18 protein-coding genes are annotated in these 22134 nt (G+C 73.1%); 9 read left to right on the top strand and 9 right to left on the bottom strand.

What is annotated here, in order from left to right; translation table 11 throughout:
• Window positions 1-67: 67 nt before the first annotated feature.
• The 5 genes from AMOR_RS02920 to AMOR_RS02900 all read right to left on the bottom strand — a co-directional run bounded on the left by AMOR_RS02920 (window position 68) and on the right by AMOR_RS02900 (window position 4655).
• Complete coding sequence (locus tag AMOR_RS02920) at window positions 68-586, bottom strand: hypothetical protein (protein WP_248358264.1); 519 nt, start codon at window positions 584-586, stop codon at window positions 68-70.
• Window positions 583-2172: an ORC-CDC6 family AAA ATPase gene (locus AMOR_RS02915; RefSeq protein ID WP_248358262.1), complete on the bottom strand. Its 1590-nt coding sequence runs from the start codon at window positions 2170-2172 to the stop codon at window positions 583-585. The genes AMOR_RS02920 and AMOR_RS02915 overlap by 4 nt, the downstream gene beginning before the upstream one ends.
• 538 nt (window positions 2173-2710) lie before the next feature.
• Window positions 2711-3271: a hypothetical protein gene (locus AMOR_RS02910; RefSeq protein ID WP_248358260.1), complete on the bottom strand. Its 561-nt coding sequence runs from the start codon at window positions 3269-3271 to the stop codon at window positions 2711-2713.
• A 251-nt stretch (window positions 3272-3522) separates the two neighbouring features.
• Window positions 3523-4038, bottom strand: coding sequence for a hypothetical protein (locus AMOR_RS02905; protein WP_248358258.1), 516 nt, complete (start codon window positions 4036-4038; stop codon window positions 3523-3525).
• Between the two features lie 467 nt (window positions 4039-4505).
• Window positions 4506-4655 (bottom strand): hypothetical protein, encoded by a 150-nt coding sequence (locus AMOR_RS02900; protein ID WP_248358256.1) that lies wholly within the window; start codon window positions 4653-4655, stop codon window positions 4506-4508.
• A 753-nt stretch (window positions 4656-5408) separates the two neighbouring features.
• On the opposite strand from AMOR_RS02900, the gene AMOR_RS02895 reads away from it, so the two are divergent.
• Both AMOR_RS02895 and AMOR_RS02890 read left to right on the top strand, forming a co-directional pair.
• Window positions 5409-6887 carry a DUF4932 domain-containing protein gene (locus AMOR_RS02895; protein ID WP_248358254.1) on the top strand — a complete coding sequence of 493 codons (1479 nt, stop codon included), beginning with the start codon at window positions 5409-5411 and terminating at the stop codon, window positions 6885-6887.
• A gap of 134 nt (window positions 6888-7021) precedes the next feature.
• Window positions 7022-8083, top strand: coding sequence for an energy transducer TonB (locus AMOR_RS02890; protein WP_248358252.1), 1062 nt, complete (start codon window positions 7022-7024; stop codon window positions 8081-8083).
• A gap of 23 nt (window positions 8084-8106) precedes the next feature.
• Here AMOR_RS02890 and AMOR_RS02885 read toward each other — a convergent pair whose 3' ends face one another.
• The 3 genes from AMOR_RS02885 to AMOR_RS02875 are packed head-to-tail and all read right to left on the bottom strand — an operon-like array spanning window position 8107 to window position 13119.
• Window positions 8107-9231 carry a hypothetical protein gene (locus AMOR_RS02885; protein ID WP_248358250.1) on the bottom strand — a complete coding sequence of 375 codons (1125 nt, stop codon included), beginning with the start codon at window positions 9229-9231 and terminating at the stop codon, window positions 8107-8109.
• A 7-nt stretch (window positions 9232-9238) separates the two neighbouring features.
• The gene (locus AMOR_RS02880) at window positions 9239-11830 is read right to left on the bottom strand and encodes a TonB-dependent receptor domain-containing protein (RefSeq protein WP_248358248.1); all 2592 of its coding nucleotides are present in this window, start codon (window positions 11828-11830) and stop codon (window positions 9239-9241) included.
• Window positions 11831-11859: 29 nt separating this feature from the next.
• Window positions 11860-13119, bottom strand: coding sequence for a M48 family metallopeptidase (locus AMOR_RS02875; RefSeq protein ID WP_248358246.1), 1260 nt, complete (start codon window positions 13117-13119; stop codon window positions 11860-11862).
• Between AMOR_RS02875 and AMOR_RS02870 the strand changes: the two genes are divergently transcribed.
• The 7 genes from AMOR_RS02870 (at window position 13118) to AMOR_RS02840 (ending at window position 19652) form a co-directional block, all read left to right on the top strand.
• Window positions 13118-13828: a hypothetical protein gene (locus tag AMOR_RS02870; RefSeq protein WP_248358244.1), complete on the top strand. Its 711-nt coding sequence runs from the start codon at window positions 13118-13120 to the stop codon at window positions 13826-13828. The two genes, AMOR_RS02875 and AMOR_RS02870, sit on opposite strands and share 2 nt — an antisense overlap.
• A gap of 10 nt (window positions 13829-13838) precedes the next feature.
• A complete protein-coding gene (locus tag AMOR_RS02865; RefSeq protein WP_248358242.1) occupies window positions 13839-15236 on the top strand; it encodes a VWA domain-containing protein in 1398 nt (465 codons plus the stop codon).
• A 746-nt stretch (window positions 15237-15982) separates the two neighbouring features.
• Entirely contained in the window at window positions 15983-17371 is a 1389-nt protein-coding gene (gene miaB / locus AMOR_RS02860) for a tRNA (N6-isopentenyl adenosine(37)-C2)-methylthiotransferase MiaB (RefSeq protein ID WP_248358240.1), read from the top strand.
• Window positions 17368-17817 carry a VanZ family protein gene (locus AMOR_RS02855; RefSeq protein WP_248358238.1) on the top strand — a complete coding sequence of 150 codons (450 nt, stop codon included), beginning with the start codon at window positions 17368-17370 and terminating at the stop codon, window positions 17815-17817. The genes miaB and AMOR_RS02855 overlap by 4 nt, the downstream gene beginning before the upstream one ends.
• Window positions 17818-17829: 12 nt before the next feature.
• Entirely contained in the window at window positions 17830-18357 is a 528-nt protein-coding gene (locus tag AMOR_RS02850; protein ID WP_248358236.1) for a gamma carbonic anhydrase family protein, read from the top strand.
• Entirely contained in the window at window positions 18354-18815 is a 462-nt protein-coding gene (locus AMOR_RS02845; RefSeq protein WP_248358234.1) for a cyclic nucleotide-binding domain-containing protein, read from the top strand. Before AMOR_RS02850 ends, AMOR_RS02845 begins: the two co-directional genes overlap by 4 nt.
• A gap of 141 nt (window positions 18816-18956) precedes the next feature.
• On the top strand, window positions 18957-19652 hold the full coding sequence (locus AMOR_RS02840) for a DedA family protein (RefSeq protein ID WP_248358232.1): 696 nt from the start codon (window positions 18957-18959) through the stop codon (window positions 19650-19652).
• Here the strand turns inward: AMOR_RS02840 and AMOR_RS02835 are convergent.
• Complete coding sequence (locus AMOR_RS02835; RefSeq protein WP_248358230.1) at window positions 19649-21991, bottom strand: TIGR02266 family protein; 2343 nt, start codon at window positions 21989-21991, stop codon at window positions 19649-19651. The two genes, AMOR_RS02840 and AMOR_RS02835, sit on opposite strands and share 4 nt — an antisense overlap.
• Window positions 21992-22134: the final 143 nt, after the last annotated feature.

Raw genomic sequence — 22134 nt, 5'->3', positions numbered from 1 at the left:
CACCGCTTCGATCACCGGCACCACTTGAAGCGCAGAAGGCTTGAGCGGCGGAACCCGCGGCCCCACGTCACGGTGATGCTGGATCCTCGACGACGACGTTCACGTACTGGACCTCGACCAGGGCGATGTGCCCGATCACCTCGGGATGCTGCTGGCTGTTCCTGATCTCAGCCTGGCAGTACTGGAAGTCCCGATGGCGTGACTCGTCGAAGTCGTAGAAGTCGATGAACCGCAGGTCATCGTCAGGGTCGAGCCTATCGACCGGGTGGTCCCAGTAGCTGCCTTGGTCCTTCTTGCGGCTGACCATAGCGGGCACCTCCACGCGCAAGGTGACGTGGAGGAAGTCGATGGGGGTCAGCCACCGCAGGCGCGCCGCGGCATGATCTGCGCTCCCCGTGTTCCGCAACACGATGGCCCGGAAGAGGACCTGCTTCAGCTCTTCCCAATCGTCCCGCGCGTCGTCGCCCGCGAGTGTCGCGGCGGCGAAGGTTTCCGGCTCGCGGAGGAAGCAGTTCCAGAGGTGCCTGGCGGCCTCGCGATAGCGGAGCAGGAGCTGCGTAACGTCCGTGCGAGTCGGGCCCGTCATCTTCCGCCCCGCGTCCTCTCGCCCAGGTACCGCTCGAACGCCGCGAGATCGAGGATCGCGCGCCGGATCGAGCGATAGTCGTCTTGCGGAACCTCAACGAAACGCTCCGTCCCGTCCTCTTCGAGCACCGCGAACAGCCCACGCGGCGCGTTCGACGTGGTCGCAAGGTCCACGTAGCAGCCGTAGTCGAGCGCGTACACATTGAAGCGGACGCCCGCGATGTCGCCCCCGTGAACGCCGCGCTTGAGCACGTGGAGCACCCGCGCATCGTAGAGGGTGCCGATCAGCTGGTGATCTCTCCCCTGCTCCAGCAGGAACGCGCGGGCGTGTCGGTTGCCGATCACCTCCGAGATGATCCACGTGAGCAGGTCGGCGGCGGACTCGTTGGCGTTCACGGCCCGAAGCTTGTCGCGCTGGTACCAAGCGCGGGCTGCCGAGCGTACGTGCTGGACCGAGATCTTCTCCTCGAACGCCTTCTGGGCGGCGAGCCCGAGGATGTTGACCGCATCCCGGGGCACGCCTTCGGACGCACGGACGTACTCGGCGAACGCATTCACCTGAGTGAAGGCGAGGGAGACCAGCTCGTCAGCCGTCCTCGGTGCCCGCGCCTCATTCCCCTCGCTCGCGTAGATCGCGCGCACGTGCCGGAAGAGAAGGTCCCGGAGGAAGGCCTTCGCGCGCTCGGGGTCGTTGTTGAAGACCATGAAGTCGTCAAGGTCGAGGTTCGCCGAGATGTCGGCCCCCAATTCGAGCCCGACGTAGTCACCGGTGTTGGTGCCCAGGCGGAACCAACTCCGCTGCTCGATGGCACCGATCTTCACGGTCATCCCCTTGACGGGCAGCATGCACCTCCGCAGGAAGTCCGCGAGGTACGGCTGAAGGTCTCGGGGAATGACGCTCCACTCGTCGAGCATCAGCCAGAGCCGCGCGCCCGGGAGTGCTGCAACGACATCGGCGAGCCGTTTCGATGCAGAGCCAAAGTGAACCCGGTGTACCTCCTGGCCCTTCTCCGTCCGCCGACGCTCGACGCTCGCGGCTTGGCTAACGTCGGTCCCGGCGGCCATTGTTAGCTTGCCGGTCGTGTCGAGCGACGCGCTGCCGCTGGCCTTCTCTGACGCAGACTCGCTCGCAGCCACGTGCTGCTCAACGGTGCCCGCGACGCGGACCTCGGTCGCCACCTCGGCGAGGGCGTCCAGCCGCGGCAGAAGCTCTGGCTGCGCGGCCTGGGCGAGGTCGGAGTCGCCGAGCGCGAAGGTGGCGAGCTGATCGTGGATCGCAAGTAGCGTGTCCATCAGCAGACGAGTCGCGCGCTCGGAGAGCGGCGCTGTGTCGTCCGAGTAGAGCCCGCCTGACGAGCCGATCGTGCGCATGTCCACGTACAGCGAGACCTGCCGACGCGAACGCGTATATTCGACCAGGTACTTGAGCGCGTGCGTCTTGCCGGTGCCTCGCCGCCCGTACAGAACCTGGTGGTCGTCGTTCGACAGCACCGTGAAGAGGTGCGCGACATCGACGAACGTCTTGACCAACAGCGACGGGTCCTCGCCCTCCGCGCGAAGCGGGAGCTTCAAGAACGCGGTGTTCAAGTGCATTGCCGCGTTATATGCGACGCGTGACGCCGTGCCCAGAGCGCGGAGACGCGGGGCAGCGCCCGGCGACGGTGTCAAAGGACAACCGTCAGGTGGGCCCCTTCGCGATCAACACCCGGGGGGGGGATCGCCGCCAGAGCGTTGGGCGTGAGCGCCGTCCAGCGCCGCTCCGTTGACGGAGCGCGGGCGCTTGCGCGAGCGCAGGAAGAGACCGGGCTCGATACGCGCAACGCCGGCCGTGCGGAGCATTCACGTGCCGACGGGCCAGGCGCGCGGCGACCTTGCAGAAAGGGGACTGCCTGCGGCGAAGAGCCAACCCCGCGCGATCCCATGAGCCTGGCTGCCTTGCATTAATGCGAGGGTTCCCGCCTTCCCGGCGACGGGCTCGCAGGTCACCATCCAGGAGTCTCATCGCGGCGAAGCGCCGGGGGGGCGCCGTGTCCGGCTACGACCAACAAGAAGAACTGGCGGATGGGGACCCGCGCGCGATCAGGCCGGGAGCCGACCTACGCCTAGCCGAGAACGGATCAGAGGCCTACTTCCAGAGCGGCTGACCGGGCTCCTCCCCGGTGATTGCCGTCGAGATCACGCTCTCGCCCGTCGCGTTGCGCGCGGGCGGCTCGGACGGGTTGAGCGGGTACTTCTTCCCGTTGAACGGAAGGCCCGCGTCATGCGCCGGGTGGATCCCACCTCCCGCGACCCGCACGCCGATGTCGTGCCAGCCGTTCGTCACCCGCCGCAGAATCCGGATGGGCGGCCACGTGATCGTGCTGTAACCGACGATTCGAAAGCTCTCCGCATGGGGCTCCAGCACAAGCAGGACGCATCCGCCGGAGCCGCACCACCTTGGCCCCTCAATGTAGACCACGACCTGCTGGGAGCCGTTGTCGCGGAGGTTTACCCAAGCATGGGTATATTGAGTGCTCGGATCTTCAGCGTCGCCGGCCTCGGCGGCCCAGCCGCGAAGAAATGCGCGTAGCGATACCTCGGTGTTGACTGGCTTGGCCTCATCCGAGCCCCGCGCCGAGCCCGCCACGAGCACCGCGCAGACCGCCAGCCCGGCAAGAACGCGCGCCATCCCCTGCACGACCTGCATATTCCCCTCCGCTCGGCGCGCAGGGTAGCCGCAATGCCGACGAGTCACAACCGGCGACGGGCTCGCAGGTACACCGCCAAATGGGACCCACGCGGCGAAAGGCGGGGGTGTCCCCTTAGCCCGGCGATGACCCAGAAGAAGAACTGTCGGATGGGACCCGCGCGCAATCAGGCCGGGGCTCCCGCCATCCCGGCGACGGGCGGCGAGGATCACCGTTGAGGTGGGCCCCGCGAGAAAAGGCCGGGGGCCCCTCACACGCGCGCCGCTGATCCCCCCGGCGTCATCAGGCCGCTCTGGAGATCTGCAAGCACGGCGTCAGCTTCCGCCCCAGCCAGACCGACGGCAAAACGCACCGTCTCGCCGTCATGCTCGAACGCCAACGCCGCTAAGGCACGCACCAGGCGGCCCCGGCGCATGACTCGCCCAGCGGCCTGCGCGCGGAGGTTCATCACCTTTCCCGCCGAGTACTGCTCCGTGCGGCGGCGCCGGATGATGAAGTGCTCGATGGTGATCGACGCCGGCGTTGCTGTGACGACCTCGCGCCCGACGAGGTACCACGCGGTGGCGAGGGCGGCGCCATAGGTGGCACACGCGGCGATCCCGAGCAGGCCAGCCCCGACGAATTCTGGGACGCGGACACCGGATCGAAGCGCTACGGTTACGACGACGACCGCGAGAAACACCCACACCATGCCCCACCGCCGGTAGGGGCGCAGCACGACGCTCACCCGCCCCTGCTCGCGATGCACGGCGACGAGGAGTTGCATGCGCAGAACTCTACCGGCCCCGCTCGCCCGACCGGTCAGAAATGTTGGTCGTCGGGAGGAGTGCTGATCCACGCGCCCTGCACGGTGCACCCGGGGTCGGTCAGGAAGTGTTCTTCCTACGTGCCGCGCGGCGCGCGGTTCCAGCCCAGCGACGGGCTCGCAGGTACACCGGCCCAGGAGTCACATCGCGCGAAAGAGCGGGGGGTGTCCCCATGCCCGGCGACGACCGACAAGAAGAACTGTCGGATGGGACCCGCGGGCGTTCAGGCCGGGGGGACGCCCTGTGCTTCCGTCGACGGGCTCGCAGGTACACCGGCCCAGGAGTCACATCGCGGCTAAGGCCCGGGGGCCCGGCGTACCCGCCGATGCCGGAGTAGAAGAACTGGCCGACGGGATCCGCGCGCGAGAAAGCCGGCCGCAACGCGCGCGCTCCCGTTGGTCCTTCGCCCCTTATGACCGGCCGGCCATCAGGGGACGACGACCTCGAGATCCGCGCTCGCAAGCACCCTCATACTGTCCGTGTCCCCGAGCCACTCGAACACGTTCGCGCGGACCTGCCAAGTCCCGGCGGGGCCGGAGCCGCCCACGTGCGCCCAGCCCATGAACGCTCCGTCCATAAGCGGCGGAAGGTCGTTCGCACAGACGATGCCACCAGACGACAACGGAGGGAGGTTCGCGTTAACCGTCGGCGCGCCCGCCGTGTCACCCAGGACGGACCACGTCAACCCGTCCGTCCCGTCGACCGAGCCATCCCTGAGGTACTCAAGGAACGCGCATGCGCACCCGTCCGCGGCCGGCAACGTCAGAGTCGTGCGGTCCCAGCGGACGGTGACGTGCGGAGCCGAGCTGCCGCCACCGCAAGCGGTCGCAAGCAGCACGCCACCGACGGCTACGGCGAGAACCGCGCTGGTGACGCCACGCCCACGATTTCCCCTGCATGATGCCATCGTCCCCTCCCGAGCAGGACGGCATCATCGCATACGGTGGCCTCCTGACCGGCCGGATCTCGTCAGGCACTGGTGACCAGAATCGATCGTCCTGAGCCAGCCGCGCGGCGCGGTCTCAACCTGCTGCCGCGGCGTCGACCCTCGTCGTCCAGTCCCCCGCTCCGCTGAGCCTCACGTACGTTCCGCGTGCCTTGCGTAAAGGGGAGTGGCATCCGCGAGCCGCCAAGCCTGGATCTTGCTGCTGCCCAGCGTGTGGGACGGGCAGCTCTCGACCACCGCTCGTCGAGACCGAGCCCGCCATCCTCGGGCGCGGCTTCGCAGAGGGAGGCGAACGTGCGGCGCAGGTCATGCGGGGTCGCGGGCCCGCCGGGAAGAGACGAGCCGCGCGAGTGTATGTCACCACCCGTGCGATATACTGTGGGTATGTGTCCCTCCATCGCCCTTGCCCTCGCGCTCGTCGCGGCCGCGCCGCTGCCCTCTACGACGCCGGCGTCATCAGCCGGCCTGGAGGTGCGAGTCGACCCCCGGTTCGAGATCCTCTCGGTCGTGTTCCGGCTGGCAGGGTTCCGCGAGTACTCCGAGAGCGGCCTCCCGGACTACGCCGCGGCGGTCGACGCGCACTTCGGCCCGTTCCGCGATCATCCCGCCGTACGGACCGCGCGGGCGCTCCGCCAGCGCGTTGGGTACGACGCCATCCCGAGCCTGGCGGTCCGGGTGAAGGACGCGCGCGGGTTCGAGCCGATCCGACCGCTCGACGAGCCGGGGCTCGGGCTCGATCGGCGCTGGGATCCGCCCGCCACCGTTGCCTTCCTGGAGGAGGTGGCCGCGTTCGCACAGGCGTCCGGCGCCGAGGACTTCCTCCGCGGGCAGGGTCCGTACCACGCGCTCATCGAGGCCTCCGCGCGCGACGTCCTGGTCTCCCACCTGGACCTGTCGTGGTTCGATCGCACCTTCGGAGCGGGGAGCCGCCCGGAGGTCACGCTGGTCGTGGCGCCGCTGAACGGCCCGAACAACTACTCGTCGTGGCTGGAGGACGGGCCCCGCAACAGTCGACACCTGTTCGCGTTCGTCGGGCCCGCGCTGGCGAAGAAGGGAGAGCCGCCCAGCTTCCGCCCCGGGCAGCTCGGCATCGCAGTGCACGAGCTCCTCCACTCGTACGTGAACCCTTGGGCGGAGAGGCACCTCGGCGATCTCGAGCCGGCGGCTCTTGCGCTCGACGCTCCCGTCGCCCAGCGGATGCGGCTCCAGCATTACACCACGCATACTGTCCTGATCGAGTCGATCGTCCGTGCCTTCACGATTCGTTACCTCCGGGAGCTCGGGAGCGAGGAGCAGGCTCGGGCCGCGGAGGTCGGCGAGGAGCAGATCGGGTTCTACTGGGTCCCCGACCTCGTGCGGCTCCTCGACTCGTATGCCCTCGACCGGATGACCTACCCCAACCTCGACGCGTTCACCCCCCGCATCGTAGCTGCCCTCGACCTGTGGGGGGCGCAGGCTACCGCGCGATACACCGCCTGCGAGGCCTCCCGCCGCGCGCGCACGGCAGGGTTGTTCACCGGAGGGCCGGGCGTCGTCTCGACGGAGCCCACCAACAGCGCGCGGAACGTCGATCCGGCGACGACGGAGGTGCGGGTCGTGTTCGACCGACGGATGAAGCCGATCATGGCGATGATGCCCACCGACGCGGCTTTTCCGGAACTCGTGCCCGGCGCGAAGCCGTCATGGTCCGAGGATGGCAGGGTGCTCGCGTTCCGCGCGCGCCTCCAGCCGGGCCGGACGTACGGCTTCACGCTCAACGATCCCGACTTTTACCCCATGCAGGATGCGGGCGGCGTCCCGCTCACGCCGACGACGATTCGATTCTCCACCTGCGCAGCCCGCAGCCCCTCGCCCACGCCCTGACGCCGCCTTATCGGCCTGGCGCGTCCGCCTCGCGTCGCCTGCCGAGCCCCTGACGGGGTGAGCACGGGCGTCGAATTCTGGTTCGGCGACCCGGGCTGGTACGCTCGTCGCGGCGAGTCCGCCGGGAGGCCGCGATGGGAACCCAGGTGATCTGCCCGTGCTGCGGCCACGGCTGCCCCGCGGTGGCTGATCGCTGCGCGAGCTGCGACGCGGTGCTCGTCCCCGCCGTACCCCCGGCGCCGCACCGGGCCGTCGAGGATCCGTTCGCGGCGCTCGCCGTGCCCGGCCAGGCCTCCGCGCCGGCGAGGCGCCGCGGTCCCGCGCTCGACCGGCCGCGCTGGAAGGGGCCGGCGAGCGGCGCCCGCGGCGTCCATGCGCCGGCCAGGAGCGCCGCGCCGCTGCTCGGCGGCGTGCTCCTGGTGTGCGTCGCGCTGGTCGCGGTGGCGATCTGGGCGGCGCGGCGGATGATCTCCGCCGAGGCGCCCCCCGCAGCGCCCGTCGTCGCGAGCGCCCAGGTCGAGCAGGCGCCCAGCCCGGCGCCGCCGCCGCTCGTCGCGCGCTCCAGCGGCGCCTCCGTTCCCTTCGCGGGTGCTTCCGCCGGGCCCGGCCCCGCGCTCCGCACCGCCGTCGAGCGGCCCGCGGCGGTCCAGCGGCACGCCGCGCGCGCCGAGCGCGGCCACCGCGGGCCCCCCGCGGCCCCGCCGCTGCAAGACGCGCGCGACGAAGCGCCGGCCGTGGTCGGAATCGGCGCGGCGACGGTGGACGCGCCCACCCGCGCCGCGCCGCCCGGGGCCGACGCGGCGCCGGCGCCCGCCGCGCCTGCGAGCCGGAGCGTCGCGCCCGCCGTCGCGGTCGCCTCGGGCGCCCCGCCCGAGCGATCCACCGTGGAGGACGCGCCCCGCTTCGCGACCGAGGGGTTCCGCCGGCCGCGCCTCGTCGAGCCCCGGTGCGTGCAGGAAGCCGTCCGTGTGCCGCGCGGGATCGCGGAGCGGCTCTCAGGCCCCGTGACGATCAAGTTCGCCGTCGCGGCGGACGGGACGGTCGGGCTGTTCGAGGTGGTGGGCGACGTCCCGGACCGGCGCGTCGCCGACGCGCTCTGGACGGCGGTCCGGAGCTGCCGGTTCGTGGCTGGCGCCGACGCCGCCGGGCGTCCGACGCGGCTCTGGGTGGTGATGCCGATCCGCTTCGGCGGGTGACGCGGTCGCTCCGGCGCGACCGTTCAGGGCGCCGCCTCGGCGTCCGCCACCGTCCACGCGACCCCGCCGCGCAGGTCGCGCACCACGCTCCAGAGGAGGACGCGGCCGGAGGCGGGCGCGGTGTACGCGTCCGCCTCCGACGGATCCGTGGTGTGGAGGAGGTCGATGTCTCCCGCGGTGGCGAACCACGAGAAGCTCCAGTCCTCCTGGCGCGTCTCGATGGGCGCTCCGGAGGAGTCGGACCGGACGTACGTCTCGCGGAGCGCGGCGAAGTCGCCGGGGAGCACCGGCAGGAGATCCGCGACCTTCCCCGGCGCGATCCGCGCCGGGGAACCGCCGGGCGGCGTGAGCGCCGCCCCGCCGAGCGTGATCCCGGACACGGCGGGGTTGTGGTTCGGCGGCGACGGCGCGGCGGGGCCGCGGATCTGGATCCGCTTCAGCGACACGACGTGCGGGCGCGACGACCACAGCGTCTCGAAGCGCGCACCGGCCGCGGCGAGCGTCGCGCACGCGTCGGCGGCGGCGGCGAGAGGGGCGAGCTCGGCGGGCGTCGCCTGTACCGCGAGCGCGAGGTCGTCCGCCTCGAGCCCGAGCACCCGCTCCGGTGCGCTCGCGGGATAGGCGTCGAAGGAGAAATCGGCCGGGAGCAGGTAGCGTGGCGCCGGCAGGGTCACGTCCGAGGCGGGATCCGCGGGGTCGCGGCGGACCGTCACCGGGCCGCAGCCGGCGAGGCCGCAGGCCTCGACGCCGCCGAACGAGATCGCGCCTCGCTTGCCGGTGCCGGGGGCCGCGCACGCCGAGGCCGGGTCGACGCCCCCGAGGAGCTGCGCCGGATCCGAGAGCGTCTGGAACTGGACGCAGGCAGTCGAGGTGGGATTGCCCGGGTCCGGGGTGCAGGCGAGGTGCAGCACGACGACCTGGGGCGACGGGTCGACGACGAACGCCGGGAGCGCGACGAGCGTGTCGAGCGCGGCGGTCCCCGGCGCGCTCGGATCGCCGGGCGGCGCGATCTCCGGCGGCTCGGCCCGGACCGCGAGGACGCGGAGCTCCCGGACGCTCGAGGCGGGGTCGAACTTCGGCGTGCAGGCGGCGAGCGCCGCGAGGGCGGCGAGGGCGGCAGGGGCGCAGCGCGGAACGTTCCGGATCATCGCGTCCTCAGTACTCGGCGCGCAGGCCGAACGCGGGGAACAGCGGCAGCCCCGTGACGTAGCCGCGCTGCGTGTAGTCGAAGTTGTACGTGACGCCCTCCGGGTTCTTCCGCGCGGTCACGTTCTGCACCTCGAGGTACGCGGCGAAGGTCCAGGTCCGGTACGTCCACTTCTTGTCGACGCGGACGTCGAGCTGGAAGAACGCCGGCATGCGCCCCGTCGGCGTGCCGGTGCGCAGCCCGGTATACCGGTCCGCGTCCGCGTCGTAGAGCGCGGCGTTGACCGCCTCGTACGGGTTCCCGGAGGTGAAGCGGAGCCGGAAGCCCGCCGCGAGCCCGTCCCAGATCTCCGGCAGGTCCCAGGTCCCCACCGCGACGAGGTTGCTCGGCTGGTCGAACGCGTCGCCCTCCGCCTGGATTCGGCCGCCCGCGACGTGCTGATCGCGCCGCGACCGCGAGAGCGAGTACGCGATCCAGCCGAAGAAGCGGCCGTCGGGATCCCAGCGCACGAGGAGCTCGGCGCCGTACGCGCTGCCGGTGCCGGCGCTCCGGTACCGCTCCGGCACGAGCTGACCATCGCGGACGATCGTCGCGTCGGACGGGAGCGCGAGGTCGAGGAGCCGCTTGTAGTAGAGCTGCAGGTCCACGAAGACGCGCCCGGCCACCCGGCGCTCGGCGCCGACGGAGTACTGCCAGGCGCGCTCCGGCCCGAGGTCGGGGTTTCCCCACTGCTTCGTCAGGTACACGAGGAGCGGGGCCTGATGGTACAGGCCCGCCGCGCCCTTCAGGGCCGTGTCCGGCCCGAGCTGCCACCGCGCCGCGATGCGCGGGTCCACCCACCGGAGCGTTGCCAGGCTCCGGTGCACGTCGGCGCGGACGCCGGGCACGATCGTGACGCTCTCCACCGGCTTGATGGTCGCCTCGACGAACGCGCCCGCCTCGTAGCCGTCGAGCGTCTCGCTCACGCGGCGGCTCGCCGCGTTCGGGTCCGGCACCTCGCCGGGCGGCGGGATCGGCGGCGCGGTCACGTCGATCCGGGCGCGCGGGTACCAGTTGCCGTCCACGCCGGAGGCGATGGTGAGCTGGTCGGACACGACGTGGCTCACCTCCGCGCGGAGCGTGCCGTTCACGGTGGTCTCGTCGTCCGTGAAGATGTCGCCGACCTGCGTCGCGAACTGCGACCATCCCGCGCCCAGGTCGACGAGGACGCGCGTGTCCTCGCTCGCGCGGTGGTCGAGCCGGAGCGCCGTCGCCCAGAAGCGGGTGCCGTAGGAGAGGACGGAGATGTCGCGGAGCCCCTGCGTCCGGATGCCCGCGAGCACCATCCGGTCGTCCGAGCCGAAGACGTCGAGCCGGAGCGTGTCGTCGGGGGAGGCGTGCCAGGCGACCTTGCCCTGCAGATCGTAGTACCGCGGCGCCACGCTCACCGTCGGCCCGTTCTCGATCTGCCGCGCGGCTGCGGTGATGATCGCGTCGGCGTACGACCGGCGCGCGGCGAGTGCCACGCCGACGTCCTCGGAGGGCCGCCCCTCGACGAGCGCGGTCGCGTGGTAGAGGTTCGCGTCGGCGAGCGCGTGCGTGCGCTCGCCGGGATCTCGCGTGACCAGGTTCACGCGGCCGCCGATGGCGCGCCCATACCGGACGCCGAAGTTGCCGGCCTCGAACTCGACGTCGCGGATCAGCTCCGAGGAGTAGATGCTCGTGAGCCCTCCAAAGTGGAAGATCTGCGGCACCTCGTGCCCGTCGACGTAGACGCGGGTGTCGCGCGGGTTCCCGCCGCGGATGACGAGCTGGCCCGAGCCGGCGATGGGGCGCGCGACGCCCGGCAGGTTCTGGATCACCTTCACGGCGTCGCCCGACACGCCGGGGACCCGCCGAATCTCACCCGCGGTGATTGCGACGTGGGAGACCTCGTTCTTCTCCTTCTCGCCCACCACCACGGCCTCGTACTCCTCGGCTGCGGTGCGGCGGAGCCAGTACCGGACCTCCGTCGCCTTCCCGGGCTCGATGACCTCGTCCGCCTCGAGGCGCGCGTGCGCCGCGTCCGTGACGACCACCTTCACCGGGCCGTCGGGGACGCCGGCGATCGCGAACCGTCCCTCGGCGTCGGTGTAGACCGTCCAGCCCGCGGCCTGGACCTGCGCCGCGACGACCGGGAGCCGCGTCCCGCGCTCGAGCACCTGCCCGCGGAAGTTCACGGGCAACGGCTCGGGCGGCGCGGCGGGCTCGGGCGGCGGCGGCGCGAGCGCGAAGGTGAAGCGGTACTCGATCCGGACCGCGGCGGGCTTGCCGTCGATCTCGGCGGGCGAGAAGCGGAGCCGGCGGGCCGCCGCGACGGCCGCCTCGTCGAGGCCGTGGCCGGCGGGCCCGGTCACGATCGCGTCCGTCACCTCGCCCGTCTCGGAGATCTCGAGCTCGAGGGTCACCTGGCCGGTGATGCCCTCGGCGCGCGCCGCCTCGGGGTACTCGGGCTCGGCGGGCTGGACCACCGCCGGTGGGCGGGTGAGCACGCCGGCGCCGGCGGCGGCGTCCGCGCCGCGCGCGGGGGCGGCGGCCAGGGCTGCGATCAGGGCGGCGAGCGCGACGGGGAGGCGGGTCATCCGGTGGCTCCGGGGTTCACCCCCCGAGGCTACACCGCCGCGGCCCGGCTCGCCTCCGCCTCGATCGCGGCGAGCCGCTCGACGAGCACCGGGTGGCTGTAGTGCCACGCGCTGTACCAGGGGTGCGGGTGGAGGTTGGACAGGTTCTCCCCGTTCAGCCGCACCAGGGCGGTCGCGAGCGCGGCGGGTGCCCGCGCGATGCGGATGGCGTACCGGTCCGCCTCGTACTCGTGTCGCCGCGAGAGCCGGGCCGCCAGCGGCGACAGCCAGAAGACGAACGGCGCGCCGCAGAGCGACACGAGCGTGAGCGCGGCCTGGAGCGAGGGCCGGTCGAAGCCGAACGCGGCGTACAGCGGCGGCCAGGCGACCAGGCGCGACAGGACGAACAGGACGACGAGCGTCCCGGCGAGCGACAAGGCGAGGCGGCGGTGGATGTGGCGCGCGCGGTAGTGGCCGATCTCGTGGGCGAGCACGCTCGCCGCCTCGTCGACGCTCATGTTCGCGACGAGCGTGTCGAAGAGGACGATCCGCGGGCGGAGGAGCCCGGTGAAGTAGGCGTTCGAGTGGCCTGAGCGGCGCGACGCGTCCATCACGAAGAGGCCGCGGTTGCGGAAGCCGGCGTCGTGGGCCAGCCGCTCGAGGCGCGCGCGGAGCTCGCCGTCCGGTAGCGGCTCGAACCGGTTGAAGAGCGGCGCGATGAGCGTCGGGTAGGCCCAGAGGAGCACCACCTGGACGAGGACGAGGAACCCGAACAGCCACAGCCACCAGAGCGCGCCGGTGAACCTCATGAACGCGTAGATCGCGTAGAGGAGCGGGACTCCGATCGCCGCCTGGAGGACGACGCCCTTCACCCGGTCGAGCACCCAGAGGCGCGGCGTCGTCCGGTTGAACCCGAACCGCGCCTCGAGCCGGAACGTGTGCCACAGCGAGAAGGGAAGGGCGAGGAGCGCCGAACCGGCCGAGAGCGCCACGAGGTACGCGACGAAGAGGTGCGCGCCGGCGAGGCCGCGACCGGCGAGCGCGCGGTCGAGCGCAGGCAGGAGCCCCGAGAAGAGGACGGCGAGCGTCAGCGCCGCGGAGAAGAATTCTTGGATCAGGGCGAAGCGGCCGTTCGCGAGCGTGTAGGCGCGGCTCCGGTCGGCGGTGCCCTCGTCCACGCGGCCGGCGAGGAGCGCCGGCACGCCGCGGGCGCGGGCGACGTGGCGCAGGTTGAGGAGGAGGAGGGCGGTCTCGACCGCGAGCTGGGCGGTGAAGAAGGCGAGGAAGACTGGCACGACGGGTGGCGTCATGTGTTCCGGTCATACCCCGGAGCGGCCGGCCGCGCAGCCGCCGCGCGTGTTCCTGCTGTCGCCCGCCAACGCCGGGGGCGAGCGGATGGCGCTCGTGCTGTCGGCGCGCGCCCGGTTCGCGCTCGCGCGCGCGGTCCAGGGCGAGGGCGCGCCGATCGGGGAGGTCTTCCGGTTCGCGAGCGGGCTCTACTTCCGCGGCAAGCTCGCGTACGCGCTCGCGTTCGCGCGGCCGCCGGCGGGCGTTCCGGGCGCCCTCGTCATCGCGCCCGGCGCGGGCCTGGTGCCGTCGGACGCGCCGGTCCGGGCCACCGACCTGCGGGCGTTCGCCTCGATCCCGGTGGACGCCCGCGAGCCGCGCTTCCGCGCGCCGCTCGAGCGCGACGCCCGGCTCCTCGCGGAGGCCGTGGGCGACGAGGGGGAGGTGGTCCTCCTCGGGAGCGTCGCGAGCCCGAAGTACGTCGAGCCGCTGCTCGCGATCCTCGGCGCGCGCCTGCTCTTCCCGCCGGACTTCGTGGGCCGCGGCGACATGAGCCGGGGCGGGCTCCTGCTGCGTGCGGTGCGCGCCGGGGCCGAGCTGCCCTACGGACCGGTCGCGGGAGCGGTCCTGCACGGGCCGCGGCCGCCCCGCCTCGCCCCGCTCCGGGGCGCCCGGGCGCTGGACGCTCCGGCGCGGCCGCGCAGGCCGGACGCCGCGCGCCGCCGGGGCTAGACTCCCTGGGATGGAGGCCCGCCTCGTCGAGTTCGCCGCGCTGCTCCGCTCGAACGGGGTCCGCGTCGCGCCGGTCGAGGTGGCGGACGCGGTCGCCGCCGCCGCCCTCGTCGGCGCCGAGGACCGGGCCGGGTTCCGCGCCGCGCTCCGCTCGACGCTCGTGAAGCGCGCCGCGGACGTCCGCGTCTTCGACGGGCTGTTCGACCTCTACTTCTCCGGGCTCGGCCGGATCCTCGAGGGGTTCGAGCGCGGGCTCGTGGCGGAGCTCGAGGAGCAGGGCCTGCTCGAGGGCGACGAGCTCGAGATGATCGCGCGGACCCTCGAGGACCTCCTCGCGTCGGCGAGCCCGCTCGCGCGCGCCGCCCTGGAGGGCGACCAAGGGCTGCTCGCGCGCCTCCTCCGCGGCGCGGCGCTGCAGCTGGACTTCGCCGCGGGGACCCCGGCGCTCGCGGGCTTCCAGGGGCGCCGGCTGCTCGCCGCGGCGGGCGGCGGCGCGCTCCGGAAGGATCTCGAGGCGCTCGAGGAGGCGCTCCGGCGGCGCGGGCTCGACGCGGCGGGGCTGCAGGTCGTCGCCGAGCGGCTCGAGGCGGCGCTGCGGAAGGTCGAGGACGCGGCGCGGCGGGTCGCCGACCTCGAGGGCCGCGCGCGCAGCGTGCGCCGCGAGGGCGGGCTCGCCGGATCGCTCGCGCGCCTCGCGCCGGAGGAGCTCGCGCGGACGGAGACCGCGGTCAAGCGGCTCGCGGCGCGGCTCCAGTCGCGGCTGGTGCGCCGCGACCGGGCGCACCGCCGCGGCGTCCTCGCGGTGCGCCGGACGCTGCGCCGGAACCTCGGGATGGGCGGCTTCCCGGCGCGGCTCCTCTTCCGGCGCCGGCGACCGCTCCGGCCGGACATCATCGTGCTCTGCGACGTCTCCGAGTCCGTCCGGCACGTCACGCGGCTCATGCTGCTCTTCCTCTACACGCTCCAGAGCCGCTTCACGCGCGTGCGGACGTTCGTGTTCGTCTCCGATCTCGCGGAGGTGACGGGCGCGCTGCGCGCGGAGCGGGATCCCGCCCGCGCCGCCGACCTCGCCATCGCGGCGCGCGCGGTCAGCCTCGCCGCGAACTCCAACTACGGGAGGGCGCTCCGGACGTTCCACCGCGACCACCTCGAGTCGGTCACGCGGCGGACGACGGTGCTCGTCGTGGGCGACGGCCGCAACAACTACAACCCGCCGGAGGCGTGGGTCCTCGAGGAGCTGAAGCGCCGCGCGCGGCGGGTGCTCTGGATCTGCCCAGAGGCGCGGCACGCGTGGGGGAGCGGGGACAGCGAGATGCTCCTCTACGAGCGCCACTGCCAGCGCGTCGCGGAGGTGACGACGCTCCAGGAGCTCGAGGACGTGGCGGACGCGCTCGTGCCGAGGGGGTGACGGGGCGCGGGCGGGCGCCGCAGGCGCGAGGAGCGGCGCACAGGAACGCGAGCGGCCCCCCTCACCCCGGCCCTCTCCCCCCGCTGGACTGCGCGGGGGGAGAGGGAGGGCCCAGGCGACGGCGAGCGTCAAGCCCGGAACCGCGAGCGGCGCCCTCACTCCGCGCTGGACTGCGCGGGGACACTCAGGCGACGGCGAGCCTCAAGCCCGGAAGCGCGAGCGGCCCCCTCACTCCGCTGGACTGCGCGGGGACACTCACGCGATGGCGAGCGCCGGTCCGGAACCGCGAGCGGCCCCCTCACTTTGCTGGACTGGGCGGGGACCCACAACGCGACGGCGAGCGTCGGCCCGGAACCGCGAGCGCCCCCCTCACTTTGCTGGACTGGGCAGGGACACTCACGCGACGGCGAGCGTCGGTACGGAAGCGCGAGCGGCCCCCTCACTCCGCTAAACTGCGCGGGGACACTCACGCGACGGCGAGCGTCGGCCCTCTCCCGCGCGACCACGAGCGCGGACGGCAGTGGGATGCGAACGCCATTCCATCGGACGTCCCTCTCCCCCCGGCTTCTCGGGGGGAGAGGGTAGGGTGAGGGGGGCCGCTCTCGTTGCGTGCCGAAACGCCACTCGCGGCGCCACACCGGCGGAGAACCGACTCGCCGATCCCGCGCGCCGCGCCCCGCCCGGTTCGCCGCAGCCCGGAGCGCCGGTTGACTCCGCCCCCCCACCTTCCTTAGTTTCCGCGGCCGATGTCCGACCTCGTCTCGCTCTCGCGGAAGCCCGCCGGCCCGGCGCCGGACGCCCGCCCGCCCGCCGCGCGGAAGGTGTTCGTCCACACCTTCGGCTGCCAGATGAACGAGTCGGACACGCAGCGCATGCTCGAGCTGCTCGGGCGGCACGCGTTCACCCCCGCGGCCACCGCGGACGAGGCGGATCTCATCCTCCTGAACACCTGCGCGGTGCGCGAGAAGGCCGAGCAGAAGCTCCTCTCCGCGCTGGGCCGCTACCGCGAGGTGAAGGCGCGGCGCGGCGCGATCATCGCCGTCTCGGGGTGCGTCGCGCAGCAGGAGAAGGACCGGCTGCTCGCGCGCGTGCCGTACGTCGACTTCGTCTTCGGCCCCGACAACATCGGGAAGCTCCCGGAGATGGTGGACCGGGCGGGCGGGCGCGAGCGGTTCGCCGAGACCGGGTGGATGGACTCCGAGGAGTACGTGTTCCCGCGCGCCGATCCCGAGGCCGCGCGCGGGCGCGTCACCGCGTTCGTCACCGCGATGAAGGGCTGCGACAACGTCTGCGCGTTCTGCATCGTGCCGCACACGCGCGGGCGCGAGGTCTCGCGGCCGTACCCGGACGTCGTGGCCGAGTGCGCCGACCTCGCCGGCGTCGGGGTCCGCGAGGTGACGCTCATCGGGCAGAACGTGAACTCGTACGCGGGCGGCTGCACGTTCGCCGACCTGCTCCGCCGCGTCGCCGCCATCCCGGGCATCGCGCGGATCCGGTTCACGACGAGCCACCCGCACGATCTCTCCGACGCCCTCATCGCCGTGTTCCGCGACGAGCCGAAGGTGATGCCGCACTTCCACCTGCCGGTGCAGTCCGGCTCGGACGCCGTGCTGGTCCGGATGCGCCGCGACTACACCGTCGCGGAGTACCTGGATCGCTTCGACCGGCTGCGCGCGGCGCGGCCCGGCATCGCCATCACCACCGACTTCATCGTGGGCTTCCCCGGCGAGACCGACGCCGACTTCGAGGCGTCGCTGGCGCTGCTCGAGCGGGCCCGCTTCGAGCAGAGCTTCAGCTTCGTCTTCAGCCCGCGCCCGCACACCGTCGCGAACCTGAAGCTCGACTCCGCCCCGGAGTGGCGCGACGTCGCGCGCGACGTGGCGGTCGAGCGGCTCGAGCGGCTGCTCGCGGTGCAGCGCCGGATCGCCGCGGAGACGTTCGCCGCGGAGCTGGGGAAGACGCTCGAGGTCCTCGTCGAGGGGCCGTCCGACGAGCCCGGGGAGCGGCTGGGCCGGACGCCGGAGAACCGGGTCGTCCACCTCGCCGCCGACGAGGCCTCCGCGCCCGCCGGCGCGCTCGTCGCGGTGCGCGTCACGCGCGCGGGGACGAGCTCGCTCTCGGGTGTGCTCGCGTGAGCGATCGCGCCGGCCTGGACGGCGCGCTGCGCGCCGACGAGGCGCTCGCCGCGCGGGCCGCGGACATGAGGCGGGCGGCCCTCGCGTTCGCGGTCCTCGCCGTCGCGTACGCCGCCGCGATCTTCTGGGTCTCGAACCAGTCGAACCCGTTCCCGTTCGTCCCGTCTGGCATCCTCTCGCACGACAAGCTCCTGCACGCCGGCGCGTACGCGGGGCTCGCGTTCCTCGTCCGCCTCGCGCTCGCGGGCACGCGCCTGCGCCGGCCGGCCGCGCTCGCCGTCGCGCTCGCGATCGCGAGCCTGTACGGCGTGAGCGACGAGCTGCACCAGCTGTTCGTCCCGAACCGCCAGTGCGACGTCTGGGACTGGGCGGCGGACACCCTCGGCGCGCTCGCCGGGGCCGCCGTCGCGGCCGCGTTCTTGCGGCGCCGGGGTGGCGCGGGCTAGCATCCGCCCTTGATGGCGATCATCCAGCCGTTCGGGGGAAAGGCGCCCCGCCTGCACGCGCGCGTCTTCGCGGCGGAGGGGAGCGTGATCGTCGGAGACGTGGAGATCGGGGAGGATTCCTCGATCTGGTTCGGCACCGTCGTGCGCGGGGATGTGAACTTCGTCCGGATCGGTGCCCGCACGAACGTGCAGGATCACACCGTCCTGCACGTCACGACGGGCACGCACCCGACGATCATCGGCGACGATGTCACGATCGGCCACCGCGCCGTGCTCCACGGCTGCACCGTCCACGACCGGTGCCTCGTCGGGATCGGGGCGATCGTCCTCGACGGCGCGGTCGTCGGCCCCGACGCGATGATCGGCGCGGGCGCCCTCGTCCCACCGGGCGCGGTGGTGCCGCCGGGAACGCTCGTGATGGGCGCGCCGGCGAAGCCGAAGCGCGCGCTCACGCCGGAGGAGCTCGCGTTCCTGAAGAAGAGCGCGTCGAACTACGTGAGCCTCGCAGGGCGTCACCGGGCGCCCGGGGGCGCGCCGTGACCGCGCTCGAGGCCCTGCAGCGGTCGGTCCTCTTCAAGGACTTCACCGAGACCGGGCTCCGGATCTTCGCGGAGATCGCGCAGCAGAAGGCCCTCCCCGCCGGCACGCCGCTGTTCGTCGAGAACATGGTGGGCGAGTCGCTCTTCATCGTGAAGGCCGGGACCGTGCGCGTCACCCAGCGGACGGCGGAGGGGGAGCGGGAGCTCGCGGTGCTCGGCGCCGGCGAGCACCTCGGCGAGGTGGCGCTCCTCGGGAAGGGCGTGCGCCTCGTCTCGGCGGTCGCCGCGACGCCTTGCGAGGTCCTCGAGATCGCCCACCGCGACTTCTTCCGGAAGGCGGCCGAGAAGCCGGCGGCCTGCCTCAAGCTCGCCCTCGCCATCGCGGCGGACCTCGCCGCGAAGGTGGCCGAGAACCGGGAGCTGCTGCGGGGGCTGCCCGGACGGAAGCCGACCGGGTAGCCGGGCGGGAGGCCGCGCGGGAAGCGTAGTGACCTCCGGGCCGTTCGGATGAGCGCGTCCATCGTCCGAGGGACGAGGGACCGGGTGACGGCAGGTGTGACAATGAGGTAATCGAGGGCGGCCGGGGGGCGCGAGGAGCGGATGCTCGAACAGCTGGTCCAGATGCTGGGAGGGCACTCCCTCCACATCGGCTACGGCTTCGTCTTCGGCACGCTGCTCCTGTGCGGCTTCGGCCTCCCGTTGCCCGAGGACGTCGTCCTCGTGACCGGCGGCGTCCTCGCCTGGCTCGAGGCGAGCCAGCGCCTCGGCGTCGAGACCGCGAGCTTCTCGATCATGGTGCGGGACCCCGCCCTGCTCGCGATGGTGCTCTTCGGGCTCGCCGGGATCCTGGCGGGCGACTCGGTCATCTTCTTCGCCGGCCGCAAGTTCGGGGTGCGGCTCGCCGACTTCCGGCCGCTGCGGCGGCTGATCACGCCGGCGAAGCTCGAGAAGGTCGAGAAGCTCATGCGGCGCCGCGGGAACATCGTCGTGGTGATCGCGCGGTACCTCCCCGGCATCCGCGCCCCGACGTACTTCACCGCCGGCCACGCGGGTCTCCCGTACTGGGAGTTCCTCGTCTTCGACGGCGCCGCCGCGCTCGTCTCGGCGCCGCTGTGGGTCTGCATCGGGTTCTACTTCGGGTCGAACATCGAGGAGGCGGCGCGGTTCGCCGCCCGGTTCGGGCACTACATCCTCGTCACGATGGCGGTCGTGCTGCTCGGCATCGGGCTGCGCTGGCTGCAGGCCCGGCGCGCCGCCGCGAACGCCCCGCCGGCGCCGCAGAGCGAGCGCGACTAGCGGGCCTCGCGGCCGAAGAGCCTCTTCAGGAACCCGCCGACGCCGGGCGCGCGCGCCGGCGCGGCCGCGGTGGCGGCGCCGGGCGGCGGAGCGGGCGGACCCGCGGGCGGCGGCATCGCGAAGCTGCCGGTCGCGCCCTTCGAGATGCCCTGCTCGAGCCGCCGGTGCGCCGCCTGCGGCCCCTCCTTCGCGCTCATCACCGCCTGCACCTGCCGGCCCGTGTTCAGCTCGCGGGCGGTGACGGTGAGGAGGCACTCGGCGCCGAGCTCGAACGTCACGGCGATCTTCACCATCCCGCGCGGCCCCGCCGGCAGCCCGGCGAGCCGCAGGGTCCCGAGGTACTCGCACTCCTCGGCCAGCGGGCTCTCTCCCTGCAGGACCACCAGCTCGAAGTCGGTCTGGCCGTCGCGCGTCGTCGCGAGCCCGTACTGCTTCCGCGCCGGGAGCGGCGTGTTCCGCTCGATGATCGTCTTCACCCGCCCGCCGGGGAGCCCGATCCCGATGGACATGGGGAGGACGTCGATGAGGACCACGCCCTCCGCGCTCCCGAGCGAGTGCGCGAGGAGCGCCGCGCCGACCGCGACCGCCTCGTCGGGGTGGACCGCGCGCGAGGGCGCCTTGCCGAACAGCCCGGCCACCTTCTCGTGCACGAGCGGCATCCGCGACTGGCCGCCCACGAGGAGGACCTCGTCGATCTCCGAGGTCTCGAGCCCCTTCGCCGAGAGGACGTCGCGGCAGACGTTCAGGGTGCGATCCACGAGCGGCTCGACGAGCTCGACGATGTCGTCGCGCGAGAGCGCGGTGTCGAGGGAGAGGGGCTGGCCGTCCTTCATGGAGAGGAACGGGAGCTGGATGGGGAAGTCGGTCCGCTCGGAGAGGGCGCACTTCGCCCGCTCGGCCGCGTCCACGAGGCGGGAGAGCGCGACGCGGTCGCCGGCGAACGGCTCGCCCGTGTTCGCCTCCCAGGCCGCGAGGAGCCGCTCGACGATCCGGCTGTCGAAGTCGACGCCGCCGAGGAAGGTGTCGCCGCCCGTCGAGACGACCTCGTAGACGTTGTCGTTCAGCTCGAGCACCGAGGCGTCGAAGGTGCCGCCGCCGAGGTCGTACACGAGGACGCGCTGGTTCACGTGGCGCCCGAAGGCGTACGCGAGGGCGGCCGCGGTGGGCTCGTTCAGGATCCGCTCGACCTGGAGCCCCGCGAGCGCCCCGGCGCTCCGGACCGCGGCGCGCTGCCGCTCGTTGTAGTACGCCGGGACCGTGATGACGGCGCGGTTCACCTCCTCGCCGAGGTGGTTCTGCGCGACCTCCTTCACCTCGCGGAGCACGAGGGCGGACACCTGCTCGAGCGTGAGCGTCTCGTTGCCGAGGCGCACGGCGGCGAGCCCCTCCGGCCCCTCGACGATCTCGTACGCGAACTTGCTCTTGATCTCCTGGACCACCGCCGAGTCGAAGGCGCGCCCCACGAGCCGCTTGGCGCCCCAGACCGTCTGGCGCGGGTTGGTGAGGAGCTGGGCCTTCGCGAGGTGGCCGACGACGAGCTTGCCGCGCGAGTTCAGCGCGACGATCGACGGCACCGTGTTGTAGCCCTCGCGCGACGGGATCACGTACGGGCGCCCGTCCTTCACGAACGCCGCGCAGGAGTTGGTCGTGCCGAGGTCGATGCCGATGATCGCGCGCGACGGCCGCGCGATCGGCGAGGGCTCCGCGGGCAGGCCGGTCTCGACGCGGAGCGGCCCCGCGGAGAGCTGCTCGATCCGGTGCGGCTGCGAGAGATCCGCCTGCGCCGGCGAGCCGGGCCCGGCGCGCGGGACGGGCGTGAGGGTCGGCGGCGACGCGGGCCGGAGCGCGGGCGGCGAGGGGGTGGCGGCGGGCGGCGTCGGCCGCGGCACCTGCGGCATGACGGGCGTCGGCGCGCGGGTCGGGGTCGGCGTGTGGTCGGGCCGCTGCGCCACCGGGGCGGGGGTGGCGACGCCGGGGGCGACGCCGCGGCGCTCCTTCAGCGAGACCATCCGCTCGACGAGGGCGCGCGAGGCCTCGTCGAGCGACGTGAACTGCACGCCCATGCCCGGCGCGACGGGCGGGTGCGCGCCGGGATCCTCGGCCTGGATCCAGCGGACGACGCCCTGGCCGCGGAGGATGGTCTCGCCGCCCTGGAGCTTCAGCTCGAACTGGAGCGGCGTGCCGACGGGGCGGGGATCCCGGGAGCGGATGAAGATGCCGCCGCGGGAGATGTTCACGGCGAAGCGATCGGCGAACTCCTCGACCGTGCCGTACGACAGCTTCACGAGCAGGCCGACGGCCGTGCGCCCTCCGCCCCGCTTGTCGTGAGGTCCCTCCACCGTGCGCGATTATCTCTTCGCGGGTGCGCGACCAGCAAGCGCTCGTCGCGTGTACGCCGTCCGCCCACCGCAGCTCCGGCGGCGATCGCCGCTCGGTCCGTGTGTCGCCGGGACCGCCGTCGTCCCGCGGGCTTGGGCCCGGT

The organism is Anaeromyxobacter oryzae (assembly GCF_023169945.1).
Taxonomy (GTDB): domain Bacteria; phylum Myxococcota; class Myxococcia; order Myxococcales; family Anaeromyxobacteraceae; genus Anaeromyxobacter; species Anaeromyxobacter oryzae.
The sequence above is the reverse complement of the archived record's forward strand: the minus strand, read 5'-3'. Positions and strand labels throughout refer to the sequence as shown.